Origin of the sequence: Paenibacillus sp. JSM ZJ436 (genome assembly GCF_044383795.1) — a bacterium.
In the GTDB taxonomy this organism is placed as follows: Bacteria; Bacillota; Bacilli; order Paenibacillales; family Paenibacillaceae; genus Paenibacillus_AQ; species Paenibacillus_AQ algicola.
The window spans coordinates 19,120-34,324 of record NZ_JBISEO010000020.1; the positions used below are offsets into that span (position 1 = coordinate 19,120).

Genomic DNA, 15,205 nt, shown 5'->3' on the forward strand with positions numbered 1-15,205 from the left:
TGTTTTCTTTAGGTGCCATTTTAGAAATCAGGATCAGGATTTAACGGAACCCAGCATCAGGCCTTTTACGAAATGACGCTGCAGGAAAGGATAGATCATGATGATTGGAATCGTTGCGACGATAATAACCGCCATCTTGATTCCTTCCGGAGATGAATGGGCCAGATCACTAAACTGCGATGCCGACGGATCGATCGAAATATCGTCCGTGGTAATCATCTGACGCAGCTTGACCTGCAGCGGCCACAGGCTTGGCTTGTTAATATAGTACAGGGCCGACTGGAAGGTATTCCAGTGTCCTACTGCATAAAAGATACCAAGAGACGCCATAACTGGCTTCGAGAGCGGCAGCACGATGTTCCACAGGATCCGGAGCTCTCCACAGCCGTCAATCCGGGAAGCATCAATGAGCTCGCTTGGAATCTGCATGAAGAAAGATCTCATGACGAAGAAGTTAAAAGCAGATATCGCTCCCGGAATCATCAAGGACCACAAGGAGTTCATCATTCCCAGTTCCTTGATCAGGATAAAGTTAGGAATGAGCGGTGCACTGAATACCATTGTGATCAACACCAGCATAACCACGTATTTTCTGCCGACGAATTCCTGCCGGGAAACGGGATAGGCCAGCGAAGCAGTAGCCGCCAGATTAATTAGCGTACCAAGCACGGTAATATAAATGGTGACCGCGAAGGAACGCCAGATGGAAGCATCACTGAATACGTACAGATAGTTCGTAAAGGTGAACTCTACCGGAAAAAAGGTAACCCTGCCCGTCGTAACCGCCAGCGAAGAGCTGAAGGATTGGGCCAATACGTTTACAAATGGCAGAAACATACAGAGCGCGATGGCAGTAAGCAGAATAATATTGAAAACGTTAAATATCTTCTGTCCTTGAGTTGCATGATTCATTGTCCTTCACCTCCTAGTACAAGCTCTCGCCGGTTGTTTTTTTACTGATAAGATTCCCAATATAGACCAGCATCAAGCCGACTACGGATTTGAACAATCCCATGGCTGTCGTATAGCTGTACTGCTGCTGCAGTAAACCGGCTTTATAAATATAAGTATCAAGAATTTCACCGTTCTCCGTGTTCAGCGGATTCAGGAATACAATAACGCGTTCAAAGCCGAAGTCCATAAATTTACCGATATGCAGCAGGAACAAAATCATAATCGTCGGCAGCAAAGCCGGCAATGTAATCGATAAGGTCTGTTTCCAGCGTCCTGCTCCATCGACCTCCGCTGCTTCATACAGATCCGGATTGATACCGGCAAGCGCTGCGAGATAAATAATGGTGCCATAGCCGCTGTCCCGCCAAATTCCGGACGTAATCAGAATGGAGCGAATGTAGGATTCTTCACCCAGGAAGTAAATCGGGTCGATTCCGAACCAGCCCAGGAAGGTGTTGACCACCCCGGTGGAGGGAGACAGGATACCGACCGCAACCCCGCTGACAACGACCCAGGAAAGAAAATGGGGCATATACACAACGGTTTGCAGTACTCTTTTGTAAAAAATCAGCCGCAGCTCATTCAGCAGCAGTGCCAAAATAATAGGCGCCGGGAATGCAAGCAGCGTATCATACAAGCCGATTAACAAGGTGTTGCCCAGAATACGCATGAAGTCATAATGCTCAAACATGGTGCGAAAATGCTCCAGTCCTACCCACTCACTGTCCCACATGCCTTTGAAAATGTTGTAGTCCTGGAACGCGATTACCGATCCGAATAACGGTACATATTTGAACAGGATGAAATATAGGACGCCTGGCAGAGCCAGAATGTATAAGGTTTTATACTTCCACATGTAGGAGAAAATCGATCTCTCCTCCGGCCGAAGGGTTCTCGTATCTTGTGCTGTCAAGGACTTAGCCACGGCTGCCTCCTTCAAGCTCCTTCTGCTTCCTAAGATGCTCCGGTGCATTTTCGTCTACTGGAATTTCGTCGAAGGTGATCGAGATGAATTCCGGTTCTCTGTCGATAATGCGAGACAGCTCCCGGGTAAACGTTTCAACAATCTCTTCCTTCTGACTCTGGCTTCGACCCTCGTACATTTTTATGGTGATTTGTGGCATGCTGGTAAACTCCTTTCTTGGATAAATAATCTGTCCTGCAATTTATTGTAAGCACTTTCGTTTCCTCTATCTAGGGTCTCCCTTTTTGTGAATTGGTGTTTTTTTTAGGGTATCGTAATGTGGAACTAGTTACGAATTCATTCTAAAATATTCCATATACCATCTATGGAAAACAACAGTATGTTCTTCCAGTATCTGATATTTTATAGGTAGGCGCAGGAGCAATGGCGCACTGTTGTAGAGAAAGGAGTGCGGCTCGCAGATTTTGCTACTCTTGTGAAATCATTCTTCACCATTAAAAAGGAGGAATTGTAATGATGAACTACCGTATCGCTCGGAAGACAGGAATCGCTGTATTGGGATCGGCCTTGCTGCTCGGCTCCGCGGGCTTAAGCACTGGAGCTTTAGCTGCCGAAGGAGAAATCCCATCTGCCCAGGCTGCTCCATCATCTCATTCTATGAATGCGCTTTCTCCAAGCCAGCCGCCTTCTCAGAATTTTAATCTTACGAAATGGAAGCTTACGCTGCCTGACGCTTCGGAGATTACTAACCTCAGTAATTACAGCAACGCCAAATGGTTCTATACCGATTCCGCGACAGGCGGCATGGTATTTGTGGCTCCGAACCTGGGCAGTACGACGACCAACAGCAGCTACACCCGTTCCGAGCTTCGGGAAATGCTGAACGCTTCGGCGGGCACCACCTCGTATGGTAACAACTGGGTGACCTCTACCTCCTCTTCTTCAATTAAGGCTCAGGCCGGCGGAGTAGACGGCACCATGAAAGCTACGCTGCGAGTAGACCGCGTCTCAACCAGTGGAGATACCTCCAAGCTCGGCCGTGTCGTTGTAGGCCAGATTCATGGACCGGATACAGAGCCGATTCGCTTGTATTTCCACAAGCGTCCCAGCGACAGCAAGGGTGCCATTTACTTTGGCACGGACGATCTGAACAATAACAACACATGGGTCAATGTTCTCGGAGGACCATCCAGCCTCAATCCTTCCAATGGCATTGCACTGGGCCAGAAATGGAGCTATGAAATCAAGGTTGTCGGCTTGAAAATGACGGTCAAAGTAACTCCGGAGGGTGGATCAACAACAACCGTCAACTATAATCTGCCGTCAGGCTATAACAACAAATATTTGTATTACAAGGCTGGCGTCTATAACCAAAACAATACGGATACTACAAGCGACAAGTCCGACCATGTAAAGGCCACCTTCTTCTCGCTCACACATGTTCATCCGTAAGCGATAAGGGATTCATCAGGAGCTTGTTCGGGTTACAGCGCTTTAATTCCATAGGTACATGCTCCGCAGAAGCTCGCACTGCGCAGGGAAGCTTTGGTCCCTGCCTGTGCGAGCTTTTTACGGGTTTAGTCATTTTCCCAGCCTTCGATGTGATTGGTGCTTCCCTCTCCAGGCGCACCTAAAAAAACCGCATAGCCTGGTTTACCCGAGCTACGCGGTTTATCATGTTTATTATACGTAGAGGCTGTAGCCTCCCTTGCGAATGATGATGGTAAGAGCTTTTAATGAAACCATCGGTTTAATACGCGCTTGATCTCTGATACGTAGACAGGCTTGCTAATAAAATCATGCATCCCGCAATCCAGGCAAGCTTCCCGGTCGTTCTGCTGCGCAAAGGCGGTAACCGCAACGATAATCGGCGAGCGGCCGTCCTTGCTCTGCTGGAGAATCGCCTGCGCGGCCTCGAAGCCGTTCATTTCCGGCATCTGAATGTCCATAAAGATGATATCATACCGCTGTTCTTCATAAGCCTTAACGGCTTCCCTTCCATTCTCTGCCTGATCCGTGTGCAGCCCGAATTTCCCAAGCATTTTGGACAGCAAGGTCCGGTTAATCAGATTGTCATCCGCAATCAAGGCCCGCAAGGCGTAAGAGCTCCGTGCAGAGGAGTCGGATTCGGGCTCTGGAAGCCGAGGCTGACTGGAGGGCGTTGCCGCCAGCTCACTGTCTTTGTTACGACCCATAAACGGCAGGCTAAAATAAAAGCTTGACCCTGTCCCGTCCCTGCTCTGCATTCCGATCGTTCCACCCATCAGCTCAACCAGTTTTTTGCAAATAGCCAGCCCCAGCCCTGTGCCGCCATATTTCAAATTAATCGACGGATGCAGCTGGGAGAAGGATTGAAAGAGCTGGTCGCGCCGCTCTTCCGGGATACCGATTCCGGTGTCCGTCACGGAGACTGTAAACCATCCGCCTGAGTGTATGGAGGAGGCATATTCATATTTAACGTGAATTCGGATGCTTCCCTCCTCCGTAAATTTCACCGCATTGCCGACAAGGTTCACCAGCACCTGCCGGAAGCGGCCCTCGTCTCCTTCCACAAGGACCGGGACCTTGTCCTCAATGTCTGCCTCAAGAGAGATTCCTTTCTCATTTGCGCGCGGAAGGAACAAATCTACCACACTGCCAACTACAGAGTGTAGAGAGAACTGCTCGTGGCTCAGCTCCATCTTTCCGGCTTCCAGCTTGCTGAAATCCAAAATTTCATTCAGAATGCGCAGCAAAGCGTTGCAGCTCGTTTGTATCGTATTCAGATAGCTTCGCTGTTCCTCGGATAACAGTGTCTCATCCAGCAGATCGGCCATCCCCATGATGCCATTCATCGGGGTCCTTATCTCATGACTCATAATCGCCAGATATTCTGATTTGGCCCGGTCTGCTTTCTCTGCCATCTCCTTGGCTTTCAGAATTTCCTTCTCGGACGTAATATCCCGAAAGACGACAACGGCACCCTTCTGCACGCCTTTATCCCAGATCGGAGTCACCTGATAGTCTGCCAGGAAGCTTGAGCCATCCTTTCGAAGCAGTACAGCTTCACTGACGGCATATCTTCTGCCATCCTGAATGGCGCGGTAAATCCCCGCATTCTCAGACTGGAGAGCCACATTGGTCTGGAACTGCTTCATAAACTCATCATAGCTGTAGCCGCTAATCTCGCCTGGATCCATTTGAAGCATGCCGGCTCCAGCAGGATTAATGAAGATTGGCCGGGCCTCCTCATCGAAGCCGATAATACCTTCATTGACACTGTTCAAGATCAGGTTATATTGATTACTCAGCTTCTCGATCTGCTCCAGATGCCGCTTGCGGTCTGTAATATCATAGGTGATGCCGTACACTCCAACGATCTCTCCATCGACCACAATCGGTATATTCGTCGAGTTAATTTCAACGAGATGACCGTCTTTATGAATGATTGTCAGATCATAGCTTTGCGGCTCTCCCTGCTTGGCCAGATTGAAATGATAGTTGGTTTTGTCCAGATCCTTCGGATGCACGAGCGGTCCCCAGTACATGCCGATCAAGTCCTCGAGGGTGTAGCCTGTGATTTTTTGGAGATTAGAATTGGCTGTTAAATAGTCGCCATTCAGGTTCATGGAATAGACGGCGAACGGATTATGATCGAATAAGGATTTATAGCGCTGCTGATTCTCCTTCAGCATTTGCTCCGCCTTTCTCCGTTCTGTAATATCTCTCGACACGGAGATAAAAGAGGTAATTTCACCCTTCTCGTTATATTGTCTGCGGCTGGAGGTTTCAATCCAGATATAATGTCCATCTTTATGTAACGCTCTAAGAGTAATTCGGTCGTCCTCATGGATCCCTTCCCGGCCCAAAAACTCGGCAACCGGCTCCCGGTCATCCGGATGAATAATATCAAATGCAGGGATCCCGACGAGCTCCTCCGGTTCATAATTCAGCATGGATTTACAGACCGGAGAGGAATACAGGACTGTAGCCGCTTCATCCGGTTTGTGAAGCGTAATCCAGTCGCCGGAGGTCTCCGCAATCAGACGGTACATGCGCTCGCTCTCCAGCATTTTCTCTTCCATTTCAATCGATTCCGTAATGTCCTGAATAACGCCGAATATCCGGCTTAATTGACCATCCTCCGTCTTAAAGACGCCCCAAACAGAGCGGAGCATGCGCCAGGTCTCCCCGGGCAGCAGGATGCGAAACCGGATATCGCCGCCTTGTCCGGTCTTCGTGCTAGTATTCAGCGTCTTGATTACAGTATCCACGTCTGAAGGGTGAATAATGTCATAGAAGGGCTGCGGGGATTGCTCCAGAGCCTGTACCTTTCCAGCGACCATGTCGCGAATCTCCGGGGAGAAATATATTTTGCCGCTCTCAAAGTCCCAATCCCAATAGCCGACCTGTACCATCGAGCGGGCATACGACCACATCAGCATCTTTCTTCTCTGCTCCGTCATGATCTTGGCGGTTGACATCGTTCCAGGTTCGCCGTTCGGCAGCCTGTCGATCTCTCGCTCTTCCGCCTCGAACCAGAGGATCCGGCCGTCTTGATGAGACATGGTGCGCAAATGCAGCTCCTCAGACTCGATTTCTCCAAAATGATGAGCGTAGGAGCAATAAGGCACATCCCTTTTTAGCTCAAACTCACTTCGATGTCTGTCAATCATGTCCTCCTGAGCATACCCGAGGATTCTCAGACAAGATGGTGAAACATAAGCAATGGTCCCATCCTGCCGGTAAAAAATGACCAGCTCCTTCACATGGGACAGCCAAATCCCAGACCACTCATATTCCTGCTGTATGTTCATTGAACCCAGACTCCTTCCGACTACTGCCATTATGCTTGTATAAAGAATGATCCTTCGCTAATTGGAGGGATACATGGGGTGCCGAGATCTGCCTGTTTATAGGGGGTTTATTCGATCGTCTGAGGACATCGTGCTGCCAATCATTCTTAATATGTACACCATAGAATAGACCTTCTACATTATATCTATAAGCTCCTATAGCGAAACTGAAACAGCTCAGACAAACCTATATGCGCAAGCATGAAAAAAAGAGGCCTCAAAAAGTACCAAAAAGGCGATTCCTGTCGCCATCAGAATAAGGACTGGATCAGCAGCCAGCCTCCCGAAATCAGAATGAATCCGAGCGCAAATCGTTTAAACCGCTGCTCGTTTAATCTTCGGACTGCCTTTAGCCCGATCAGTACGCCAATCAGCAGGCAAGGGATATACCATGCCGTTTGGAGCAGCACCGCTTCTGTAATTAATCCGCTATATATAAAGGTGCTGATGGTGACCAGATTTAATAGAATTCCGTATACATTGAGATTGGCTCGAAAAACCTGCTTGTCTACCCCTTGATTGGACAAAAACAATACGACCGGCGGTCCGCTCATGGAGATGCTGCCGTTCAAGAGTCCGGTCAGAATCCCTACCGGCACCATCCCTAGCCGCTCTCTCCGGATGGGATATGAACGTCCGGCCAGCAATAAACCGGCGGCCACGACGATGACTGCACCGCTTACCGCCTTCAGCAGGCCAGCCTCCACAACCAGCAGCAGCTTGGTTCCTAAAGGGGCAGCCAGTACGCTGCAAAGAATCAGAAGCCAGATGGATCTCAAATCGATAAAATCGCGTGTTTGTGTAAATATGACCAGGTTTGTACACAGGCTTAAAATAACCACAAGCGGTACAGCCTCCGTAAGCGGCACCAGCTGGGCCAAAAAAGGCAGTGTAATCAATGCAAAGCCGAAGCTCGTCAGGCCTTGAATAAAGCCAGCCAGCACAATGACGAGCATTCCTGTTATCCATAAAATATCCAAGCTGAAATTTCCTCTCCGATGCTTTAACGTTAGAAAATGCAAACTAGAATATTGTCTCACCTTCAGCCTCTTTTGTATAGGGTTAGAGCTTGCGGGCATCAGCTTCCCTATAACGCAAAAAAACCGACCCGTGTCATTACGCACGAGCCGGCAAGCTGACTGAGACAGTCAGCGGTCATTTCACCTTTACTTTATTGCTTCTCCACATCAAATACAGCAGATAGGGTGCTCCGAGCAGAGCGGTAACAATGCCGGAGGGCAGCTCCTTCGGAATGATGACCACACGACCGATCCAGTCTGCCCCGGCTAGCAATATGCCTCCAAGCAGAGCTGCAAGAATCATGGATCTCCGGTGGCTGGCGCCGGTCAGCATCCGGGCTGCATGCGGTGCCAGCAGACCGATGAAGCCGACCGAGCCCACATTGGCCGCCGCGATCGACGCCAGCAGTACCGCGATAACGGCGACACCCATGCGGGTATTCCGCACATGAAGTCCAAGCCCAATGGAGCTTTCTTCATTAAAATTCAACAGGTCTACCCGGCGTCCCAGCCAGACAGCAATCGGCACCAGTATTAGAATCGCCGGAACGATTCGCTGTACCTCGGTCCAGCTTCGATTGTACGTGCTGCCAGCCATCCAGGACAAGGCCGGGGCGACATCCACCTCTGCATAAATAATCATGAGGTTAATGATGGCCGAGCCCAAAGCGGCCACGGCAATCCCTACCAAAGTAAGAATTGTTGGATGGAGGCCCCTTCTCCATGAAACGGCGTAGACGAGTGCTGCGGCCAGCATCCCTCCCAGTACAGCTCCGGCAGGCACCCAGGCTGCAGACAGCTGAGGAAAAGCGACCATGAGCAGCAGCGCACCAGCGCCAGCACCACTCGTAACGCCGATCACCTGAGGATCACCCAGCGGGTTCCGAACCGCATGCTGCAGCAGGCTGCCGCTGATCGCAATAGCCATGCCGGACAAGCCCGCAGTAAGTAGCCGGGGAAGCCGGAAATCCAGCAAAATCTGGCGATACAGGGGGTCTCCTCCACCACTAAGAACGGCTATGACCTCTGCCAGTGGGATCTTCAGGCTTCCGCTCATCAGGCTAAATACCCACACCAGAAGGAGCAGCATACTGCACAGTAATATCATGACCGGATATGGCACCCTTCGAAGACGGCCGCCGGTGATCATCGAGCCGCCGCCGCTGCCACTTCTGCCAATCATAGAGCGTGAGACGCGCAGCGACAGCCAGATCAGGCAGGGGGCTCCCAGCATGGCAGTAATTGCGCCTACCGGTAGCTCGCCATAGGCATCCACGAACATGCGGGCAATCGTGTCTGCGCCAACAAGAAGCGCCGCCCCCCATAACGCAGCAAGCGGGATGAGACCCGCATGGCGGATGACACCGGACAGACGGACCAGATGCGGTGCCATCAGACCGATAAAACCAATGGGTCCAACCACACTCACCGTGACACCAGCCAGTACGATCGCTGCGCCCATAGCCACAAAGCGGGCTGTGCCCACTCGTTGACCGAGTGAACGTGCGCTTTCCTCATTTAAGGTAAGCACGTCCCAGTGGCGGGCAGACAGACACAGCGCGATCAGACCGGCAATGATCCATGGCCACGAAAAGGCGACACCGTCCCAGTCGTTCTGAATCAGCGACCCGGAGCCCCATAGAAAGATACCCTGGGTCGTCTGCTGATTGAGCAGCACCAGCGCACTGGTTACGGAGGACAGGACCAGGGTCACAATCATACCTGACAGTGCAATGCGGAGCGGCGCCCCTTCCGATCGGCCAGCGAGGGCAAAGACGGCCAGCGCTGCGAGCGTTCCGCCCAGCACCGCCAAAGGCATGGCATATTGGTGCAGAAGACCTGGCCAGAAAATCATCCCGGCTACGACAGCCAGGTAAGCGCCGGCATTCACGCCAAGCGTCGTCTCCGAGGCTAGCGGATTGCGGGTGACCGTCTGCATGAGGACGCCAGATACAGCCAGCGCTCCTCCAGCCAGCAGTCCCATCACGGTGCGCGGCAGCCGGACACTGCGAATCATATGATGGTCTGCAAGATCCTGAGGATTTAGCAGTGCCTGAACTACAGTCTGAACGGAGATGTCAGCCAGACCTTGAGTCAGGCTGAGGAAGGTTAGCACCAGCAGCGCGGTAATTCCGCCAGCCAGCATCCATAACGGCTTCCAGCTCCTGCCGCGGGAAGCGGTAGGAGCTGGAGGAGCACTGGCCGGGCTGGAATGGGAATGAGAGGACATCAGGCTCATTGAGTGAGCAGATTCGCTGTCTTCTCAGCCATAACCTGAGCAGACAGCGGCCCGCCGTATGGCCACATATCACCGCCCAGGGCATACACCCGGTTCTCTTTAACAAAGTTCAATCCGTTCCAGACAGGATTGTCCTTCAGCTGATTGTCGATGACGTTATCGCTTTCCTGAATGATGTGCAGGAAGTTCGAATCCTGCAAAGGAGGCAGCGCTTCAACGTCTGCTGTTGTAAAGCCGTACACTTCAAATTGCTTCGGCTCATAAGCATTTTGAAGACCGATGTGCTCCAAAATCTTAATGGCCAAGGAATTATTCGTCGAGATTCGGAACGTAACGGCATTCTGATTGCTGTAGCCCATAGCAAGCGTGAACGGACGCTCTGTCATTCCGGCAGCATCCAGCTTGGCTTTAGCATCAGCGTAGGTCTGATCCAGGCCGTCCAGCACCTTGGCTGCTTCTTCTTGCTTACCCAGAACGTCCGCAATCGTATTAAACGTACTGATCATCTCCTCATATTGATCACCATTGCCTTCTGCAGGATAAGGATCGAATACAAGCGTCGGGGCAATGCTCTCAAACGCCGCATAGTTTGCTTCAAGATTTCCCTTCAGACCGATAATCAGGTCCGGCTTCAAGGAAGCAATCAGCTCAAGGTTTGGTTCCTGACGGGAACCGACATCCATAACGTCTGCTCCAATCTCCACGGGAATGTTCACCCATTTATTCATATTCTCAATATCCGCGATGCCAACAGGCTGAATGCCCAGAGCCAGCACATCCTCGGCATACAGCCATTCCAATGCTACCACTCTCTCTGGTACACCTGTAATTGTTGTAGTTCCCAGCACGTGCTCAATGGTCCGGGTCTGTGCCTCACTTTGTGCACCACTTGTGCCCTGACTGGCGCTTTCGCCTGCAGGTGCGGATTCACTGCCCCCACTTTGGTTTGAAGCTGTGCCAGAGCCCCCGCAGCCTGCTAACAGTACACTGAACATGACGAACAATAAGAACAAGCCTTTCATATTACGCAATGTATTTCTCTCCTTTATCTCTCGTTATGTATGGTTGATGATACCGATTGATAACGATTATCATTATCGTCAACATAGATAAATGATAACCATTATCAAAGAGGTTGTCAATCCTGTTTTTTCAGAGAGATTTCAGGAGCTTAATTTTTACAGTTACATTTTTCGACTCACCTCAAGCGGAGGCTTTGATCAGATACCCAAAATCTATAGAACGGCTACCGCTAAGCTCGTTATGAGTAAAACGCCTGACACCGGCGCCCAGATTCTGCGTTCCTGAACGCTCGGAGTGATCAGATTGAGAATCACCGCTACCGCTGAAAAAGCAACCGCAGCCCAGATCCACTTACTGGAGACAGAAGGCGCTTCTGCACCTGGGATAAGGCCAGATTGACTCATAACCAGGACGGCGAAGCCACCGAGAATGCCAATTTGAAGCAAACAGATGAACCTCATGAACACCGGAAGCTTACCGGGAAACTTGCCTCCCATAGTGTAACTCCCCCAAGGCATGCCGAGCGCAAGAGCGATCTGAAACGATATCACGATGGCAACAATAAAAGAAAACACAGCTCCACAAATCTGTACCAGCATCGTTAAATCCCTCCTTGTACATAACAAATACCTGATAAGGATCTATGCCTTTTCAGGTATTTGTCAATCAGGTCTACCACAGTATATGAGTACCAGCCCGCCTAAAGTCCTTCAACGGCGGCTAGTTTGCGCCAAACTCCTTGCGCTGACCGGCATATTCAGCTGTAGCTGTAAACAGCACATCCGATGAAGAGTTCAATGCGGTCTCACAGGAATCCTGCAGTACGCCGATGATAAAGCCCACACCTACCACCTGCATGGCAATGTCGCCGGGAATGCCGAACAGACTGGAAGCCAGCGGAATCAGCAGCAGTGAGCCCCCTGCTACCCCCGAGGCCCCGGTCGCGGATACAGCCGATAACAGGCTGAGAATCAGCGCCGTGCCGAAGTCCACCTCAATGCCCAAGGTGTGAACTGCTGCGAGCGTCAGAACAGAAATCGTGACCGCCGCTCCCGCCATATTGATGGTCGCACCCAAAGGGATGGAAACCGCGTACGTATCCTTGTCCAGCCCGAGCTTCTCGCACAGTCTCATATTAACCGGAATATTGGCTGCCGAGCTGCGGGTGAAGAACGCTGTAAGTCCGCTTTCCTTCAGACACTGAACCACAAGCGGATACGGATTTCTGCGAAGGTGAAGAAACACAATCAAGGGATTCATCACCAGAGCCACAAACAGCATGCAGCCTAAGAGCACCAGAATCAGCTGACCATAATCCAGCAAGGACTCCAGTCCATTAGAAGTAATGGATTCAAAAATCAGTCCTAAAATGCCGAGGGGTGCAAACTGAATGATCCACCGAACGATGAGCGAAACGGCATCGGCGCCTTGAGCCAGCACATTTTTCATCGTTTCACCGGCATTCCGGAGAGCTGCCCCAAGCAGAATCGCCCAAGCCAAAATCCCGATAAAATTCGCATTCATCAGAGCATGGACCGGGTTATCCACAATATTAAACAACAGTGTCTGCAGCACTTCAGCAATTCCTTCAGGAGGAGCGAGGTCCTCCGTGCCTGTTACCAGCGATAGGGAAACGGGAAACAGGAAGCTCGCCCCTACCGCGATCAAGCCTGCCATAAACGTACTGATGCCGTAGAGCATCAAGATCCGCTTCATGTTCGTCCTGCCTCCTGGCTTATGATTGGCAATAGCCGACATAACCAGCAGCAGCACCAGCAGCGGAGCAACGGCCTTTAATGCAGATACAAATAGAGAGCCCAGGATACTAATGACTGCCGCATCCGGAAGCACCAAGGCAAGAATTACGCCGGCCAGGATTCCCCAACCGATTCGTTTGACAAGACTGATTCGGCTCCATGCCCCAAATACTGATTTCATCGTATTCCTCCGGTTCATAGGTAAGTCACTTGGCTACGCCGATGGAATACCATAACGCTGTAGCGAGGTGTAGCGTTAGTTTATCACGGAATAGATGGCTTGTGCAGGGATGGTTCTTTTTCCCATCCAGATGGCTCAGGCTTGCTCCGCTGCATCTTGCCGCGTTAAGGACGCGAAAGCCTTCACAGCCGCTTCATAAAACACGTTAGCATCCTCTGCCGTGGTAAAGCTCGCCTGAGCCATGCTGTCGCTGCCCCCGCCCTTGGCTCCGCTATGAAGCTGCTGTTTCACATAGGCACCACAGCCGGGGTGTTGGTCACCCCGATGTGCGATAAGCACTTTAAGATCGGGGTCGGACTTCAGCACGGTGACCACATCCTCCTGTTGGATCATCCTAAGGGCCAGGCTTTGCAAATCCTTGAGCGACCTGTCTGCAAAGGATGAGTGAACTACGCCTCCGTCACGCTGCGCCAGCAGGCGCTCTCCGAGATAGGCGTCATTCTCGGCTTTTAATGCTTGAACCTGTACCAGCAGCTGCCTCTGCTCCTGTTCCCATTTGGCCACGCGGTTCATCATCTCTTCCTTCGGCGCATGGAACCGGACTGACAGCTTGGCGAGAATGTCTGCACTCTGATTGAATTCCTGCAGCGCTCGATACCCGCTTTTAAAATAAATCCGGGTATGTCCCTTCTGCTTCTCACACTTCAGCAGCTTGATCATCCCGATCTCTCCCGTAGCCGAGACATGAGTCCCGCCGCATGGATTATATTCAATCCCTTCAATCTCTACGATGCGGATGTCTCCAGTTACAGCCGGAGGCTTGACGACTGGCAGCGCCTCCGCTTGCTCCAAGCTGACCCAGTAGCTCTTGATAGAGTGATTTTCATAAATCTCTTGCTGAACGGCCAGCTCCAAATCCCGCAGCTCTTGCTGAGAAAGCTGTGATCTTTCAATATCAATCGTGCAATAATCCTGACCGAGATGAAAGCTTAACGTGGATGCTGAAAGCTCCTGCAGACAAACTGCCGACAATAAATGCTGAGCGCTGTGATGCTGCATATGATCAAACCTTCGGTGCCAATCCAGACGGCAGTTCACGTCGCCGCCCGCCGGCAGCTGATCCACCTGATGGAGCAATTGACCCCTCTCTGACTGTACACCCAGCACCTTAACGTTGCCGATCCAGCCGTAATCACTCGGCTGCCCGCCTCCCTCCGGGTAGAAGGCACTTTCCTCCAGCGTAATATAGATGCCATCCTCCCGCTCAACAGTATTTGTTATTTCTGTACTCCACTCCCGGATGTAAGCAGAGCTGTAATATAGCTTTTGTGTCATCGCTGTGTCCTCACTGTTCTTGTTGGATTGAGATTTCTTCTCTATACCGCTTTTAATGTAACATAAATCTTCAAAATTGCTGCATATCGTGCGCCGGGCGTAAAGAAAAAGGAAAGCCCGAGAGGCTCTCCTGTACTAATAACAATTCATTACAGATGGCTGCTGACCTCTATTGCTTTCCTAGTGAATGTTCAAGGATGCGAAGCAGTAGATCCGCTTCAGGATGGAGGAAGAAGTGGTCACCCTGCAGCATATGCATCTCAAAGCCACGACTAGTGTGGATGCGCCAGGCGTCCAGATCATCTTCATGGATATCCACATCCTTCCTTCCACCGATAGCGGTAATACCACAGTCTAAAGGCTCGCCCGGTCGAAATTGATACGTATCACACAGTTCAAGATCTGCCCGGATCACAGGCATGTACAGCTCCATCAGCTCCGCATGATTCAGCAGCTCCTCATTCGTGCCGTTTAACTGGCGCAGCTCATGCTTTAGTTCCTCATCCGATAATAAATGACGGCCCTTCTTGGGGCGGGGAAGGTGAACGGCACTAAAGGCGGAGACGAATAAATGCGACAACTGTCCAGTGCGGGAAGCACTGAGTTTACGCGCCAGCTCAAATGCGATCATGGCACCCATGCTGTGACCGAACAGCGCCAATGGCTTGTCCGTATATGGCATGATTTCATGGAGTAAACGATCAATCATTTCATCAAGGTGAACCAGCGGCTGTTCCATAAAACGCTCGCCTCTCCCCGGCAGCTTCACAGCAAGCACTTCAATCTGTGTGGAAAGCTTCTGGGGCCAATGCTGGTAGATCAAATGATTTCCTCCCGCATATGGCAAGCAAACAAGGCGTAATTGAGCATGGGGACGGGGTTCAGGAATGTGAATCCACGGATGGCCGGCCGCTAATGTATTGTTCATTGAGCTGTA

General features: G+C 51.0%; 12 protein-coding genes. 1 reads left to right on the forward strand and 11 read right to left on the reverse strand.

What is annotated here, in order from left to right; genetic code table 11:
* Window positions 1-33: 33 nt before the first annotated feature.
* From ACH6EH_RS18010 to ACH6EH_RS18020, 3 genes are read right to left on the reverse strand one after another with little or no spacing between them, the layout of a single operon-like run.
* Window positions 34-912 (reverse strand): carbohydrate ABC transporter permease, encoded by an 879-nt coding sequence (locus ACH6EH_RS18010; protein ID WP_138226266.1) that lies wholly within the window; start codon window positions 910-912, stop codon window positions 34-36.
* Between the two features lie 13 nt (window positions 913-925).
* Complete coding sequence (locus ACH6EH_RS18015) at window positions 926-1,879, reverse strand: ABC transporter permease (protein ID WP_233281003.1); 954 nt, start codon at window positions 1,877-1,879, stop codon at window positions 926-928.
* A complete protein-coding gene (locus ACH6EH_RS18020) occupies window positions 1,872-2,078 on the reverse strand; it encodes a tautomerase family protein (protein WP_138226267.1) in 207 nt (68 codons plus the stop codon). Before ACH6EH_RS18020 ends, ACH6EH_RS18015 begins: the two co-directional genes overlap by 8 nt.
* A gap of 314 nt (window positions 2,079-2,392) precedes the next feature.
* Between ACH6EH_RS18020 and ACH6EH_RS18025 the strand changes: the two genes are divergently transcribed.
* Window positions 2,393-3,331, forward strand: coding sequence for a polysaccharide lyase family 7 protein (locus tag ACH6EH_RS18025; protein ID WP_138226268.1), 939 nt, complete (start codon window positions 2,393-2,395; stop codon window positions 3,329-3,331).
* Window positions 3,332-3,612: 281 nt separating this feature from the next.
* On the opposite strand, the gene ACH6EH_RS18030 is transcribed toward ACH6EH_RS18025, so the two are convergent.
* The 8 genes from ACH6EH_RS18030 to ACH6EH_RS18065 form a co-directional block, all read right to left on the reverse strand.
* Entirely contained in the window at window positions 3,613-6,675 is a 3,063-nt protein-coding gene (locus tag ACH6EH_RS18030) for a PAS domain S-box protein (protein WP_397333301.1), read from the reverse strand.
* Window positions 6,676-6,965: 290 nt separating this feature from the next.
* Window positions 6,966-7,694, reverse strand: a complete 729-nt coding sequence (locus tag ACH6EH_RS18035; protein ID WP_397333302.1) for a sulfite exporter TauE/SafE family protein — start codon at window positions 7,692-7,694, stop codon at window positions 6,966-6,968.
* A 175-nt stretch (window positions 7,695-7,869) separates the two neighbouring features.
* On the reverse strand, window positions 7,870-9,972 hold the full coding sequence (gene fhuB / locus ACH6EH_RS18040; RefSeq protein ID WP_397333303.1) for a Fe(3+)-hydroxamate ABC transporter permease FhuB: 2,103 nt from the start codon (window positions 9,970-9,972) through the stop codon (window positions 7,870-7,872).
* A complete protein-coding gene (locus tag ACH6EH_RS18045) occupies window positions 9,969-11,003 on the reverse strand; it encodes an ABC transporter substrate-binding protein (protein ID WP_175415295.1) in 1,035 nt (344 codons plus the stop codon). The genes fhuB and ACH6EH_RS18045 overlap by 4 nt, the downstream gene beginning before the upstream one ends.
* Window positions 11,004-11,207: 204 nt before the next feature.
* On the reverse strand, window positions 11,208-11,594 hold the full coding sequence (locus tag ACH6EH_RS18050; RefSeq protein WP_397333304.1) for a hypothetical protein: 387 nt from the start codon (window positions 11,592-11,594) through the stop codon (window positions 11,208-11,210).
* A 121-nt stretch (window positions 11,595-11,715) separates the two neighbouring features.
* On the reverse strand, window positions 11,716-12,933 hold the full coding sequence (gene sstT / locus ACH6EH_RS18055) for a serine/threonine transporter SstT (protein WP_397333305.1): 1,218 nt from the start codon (window positions 12,931-12,933) through the stop codon (window positions 11,716-11,718).
* A 135-nt stretch (window positions 12,934-13,068) separates the two neighbouring features.
* A complete protein-coding gene (locus ACH6EH_RS18060; RefSeq protein WP_397333306.1) occupies window positions 13,069-14,268 on the reverse strand; it encodes an alanyl-tRNA editing protein in 1,200 nt (399 codons plus the stop codon).
* A 169-nt stretch (window positions 14,269-14,437) separates the two neighbouring features.
* A complete protein-coding gene (locus tag ACH6EH_RS18065; protein ID WP_397333307.1) occupies window positions 14,438-15,196 on the reverse strand; it encodes a thioesterase II family protein in 759 nt (252 codons plus the stop codon).
* Window positions 15,197-15,205 lie beyond the last annotated feature (9 nt).

Bases quoted from the DNA above. Each gene is read 5' to 3' on its own strand.
- ACH6EH_RS18020 (WP_138226267.1), bottom strand. From the start codon at position 2,078: ATGCCACAAATCACCATAAAAATGTACGAGGGTCGAAGCCAGAGTCAG.
- ACH6EH_RS18030 (WP_397333301.1), bottom strand. From the start codon at position 6,675: ATGAACATACAGCAGGAATATGAGTGGTCTGGGATTTGGCTGTCCCAT.
- ACH6EH_RS18065 (WP_397333307.1), bottom strand. From the start codon at position 15,196: ATGAACAATACATTAGCGGCCGGCCATCCGTGGATTCACATTCCTGAA.
- sstT (WP_397333305.1), bottom strand. From the start codon at position 12,933: ATGAAATCAGTATTTGGGGCATGGAGCCGAATCAGTCTTGTCAAACGA.
- ACH6EH_RS18050 (WP_397333304.1), bottom strand. From the start codon at position 11,594: ATGCTGGTACAGATTTGTGGAGCTGTGTTTTCTTTTATTGTTGCCATC.
- ACH6EH_RS18060 (WP_397333306.1), bottom strand. From the start codon at position 14,268: ATGACACAAAAGCTATATTACAGCTCTGCTTACATCCGGGAGTGGAGT.
- fhuB (WP_397333303.1), bottom strand. From the start codon at position 9,972: ATGAGCCTGATGTCCTCTCATTCCCATTCCAGCCCGGCCAGTGCTCCT.
- ACH6EH_RS18010 (WP_138226266.1), bottom strand. From the start codon at position 912: ATGAATCATGCAACTCAAGGACAGAAGATATTTAACGTTTTCAATATT.
- ACH6EH_RS18025 (WP_138226268.1), top strand. From the start codon at position 2,393: ATGATGAACTACCGTATCGCTCGGAAGACAGGAATCGCTGTATTGGGA.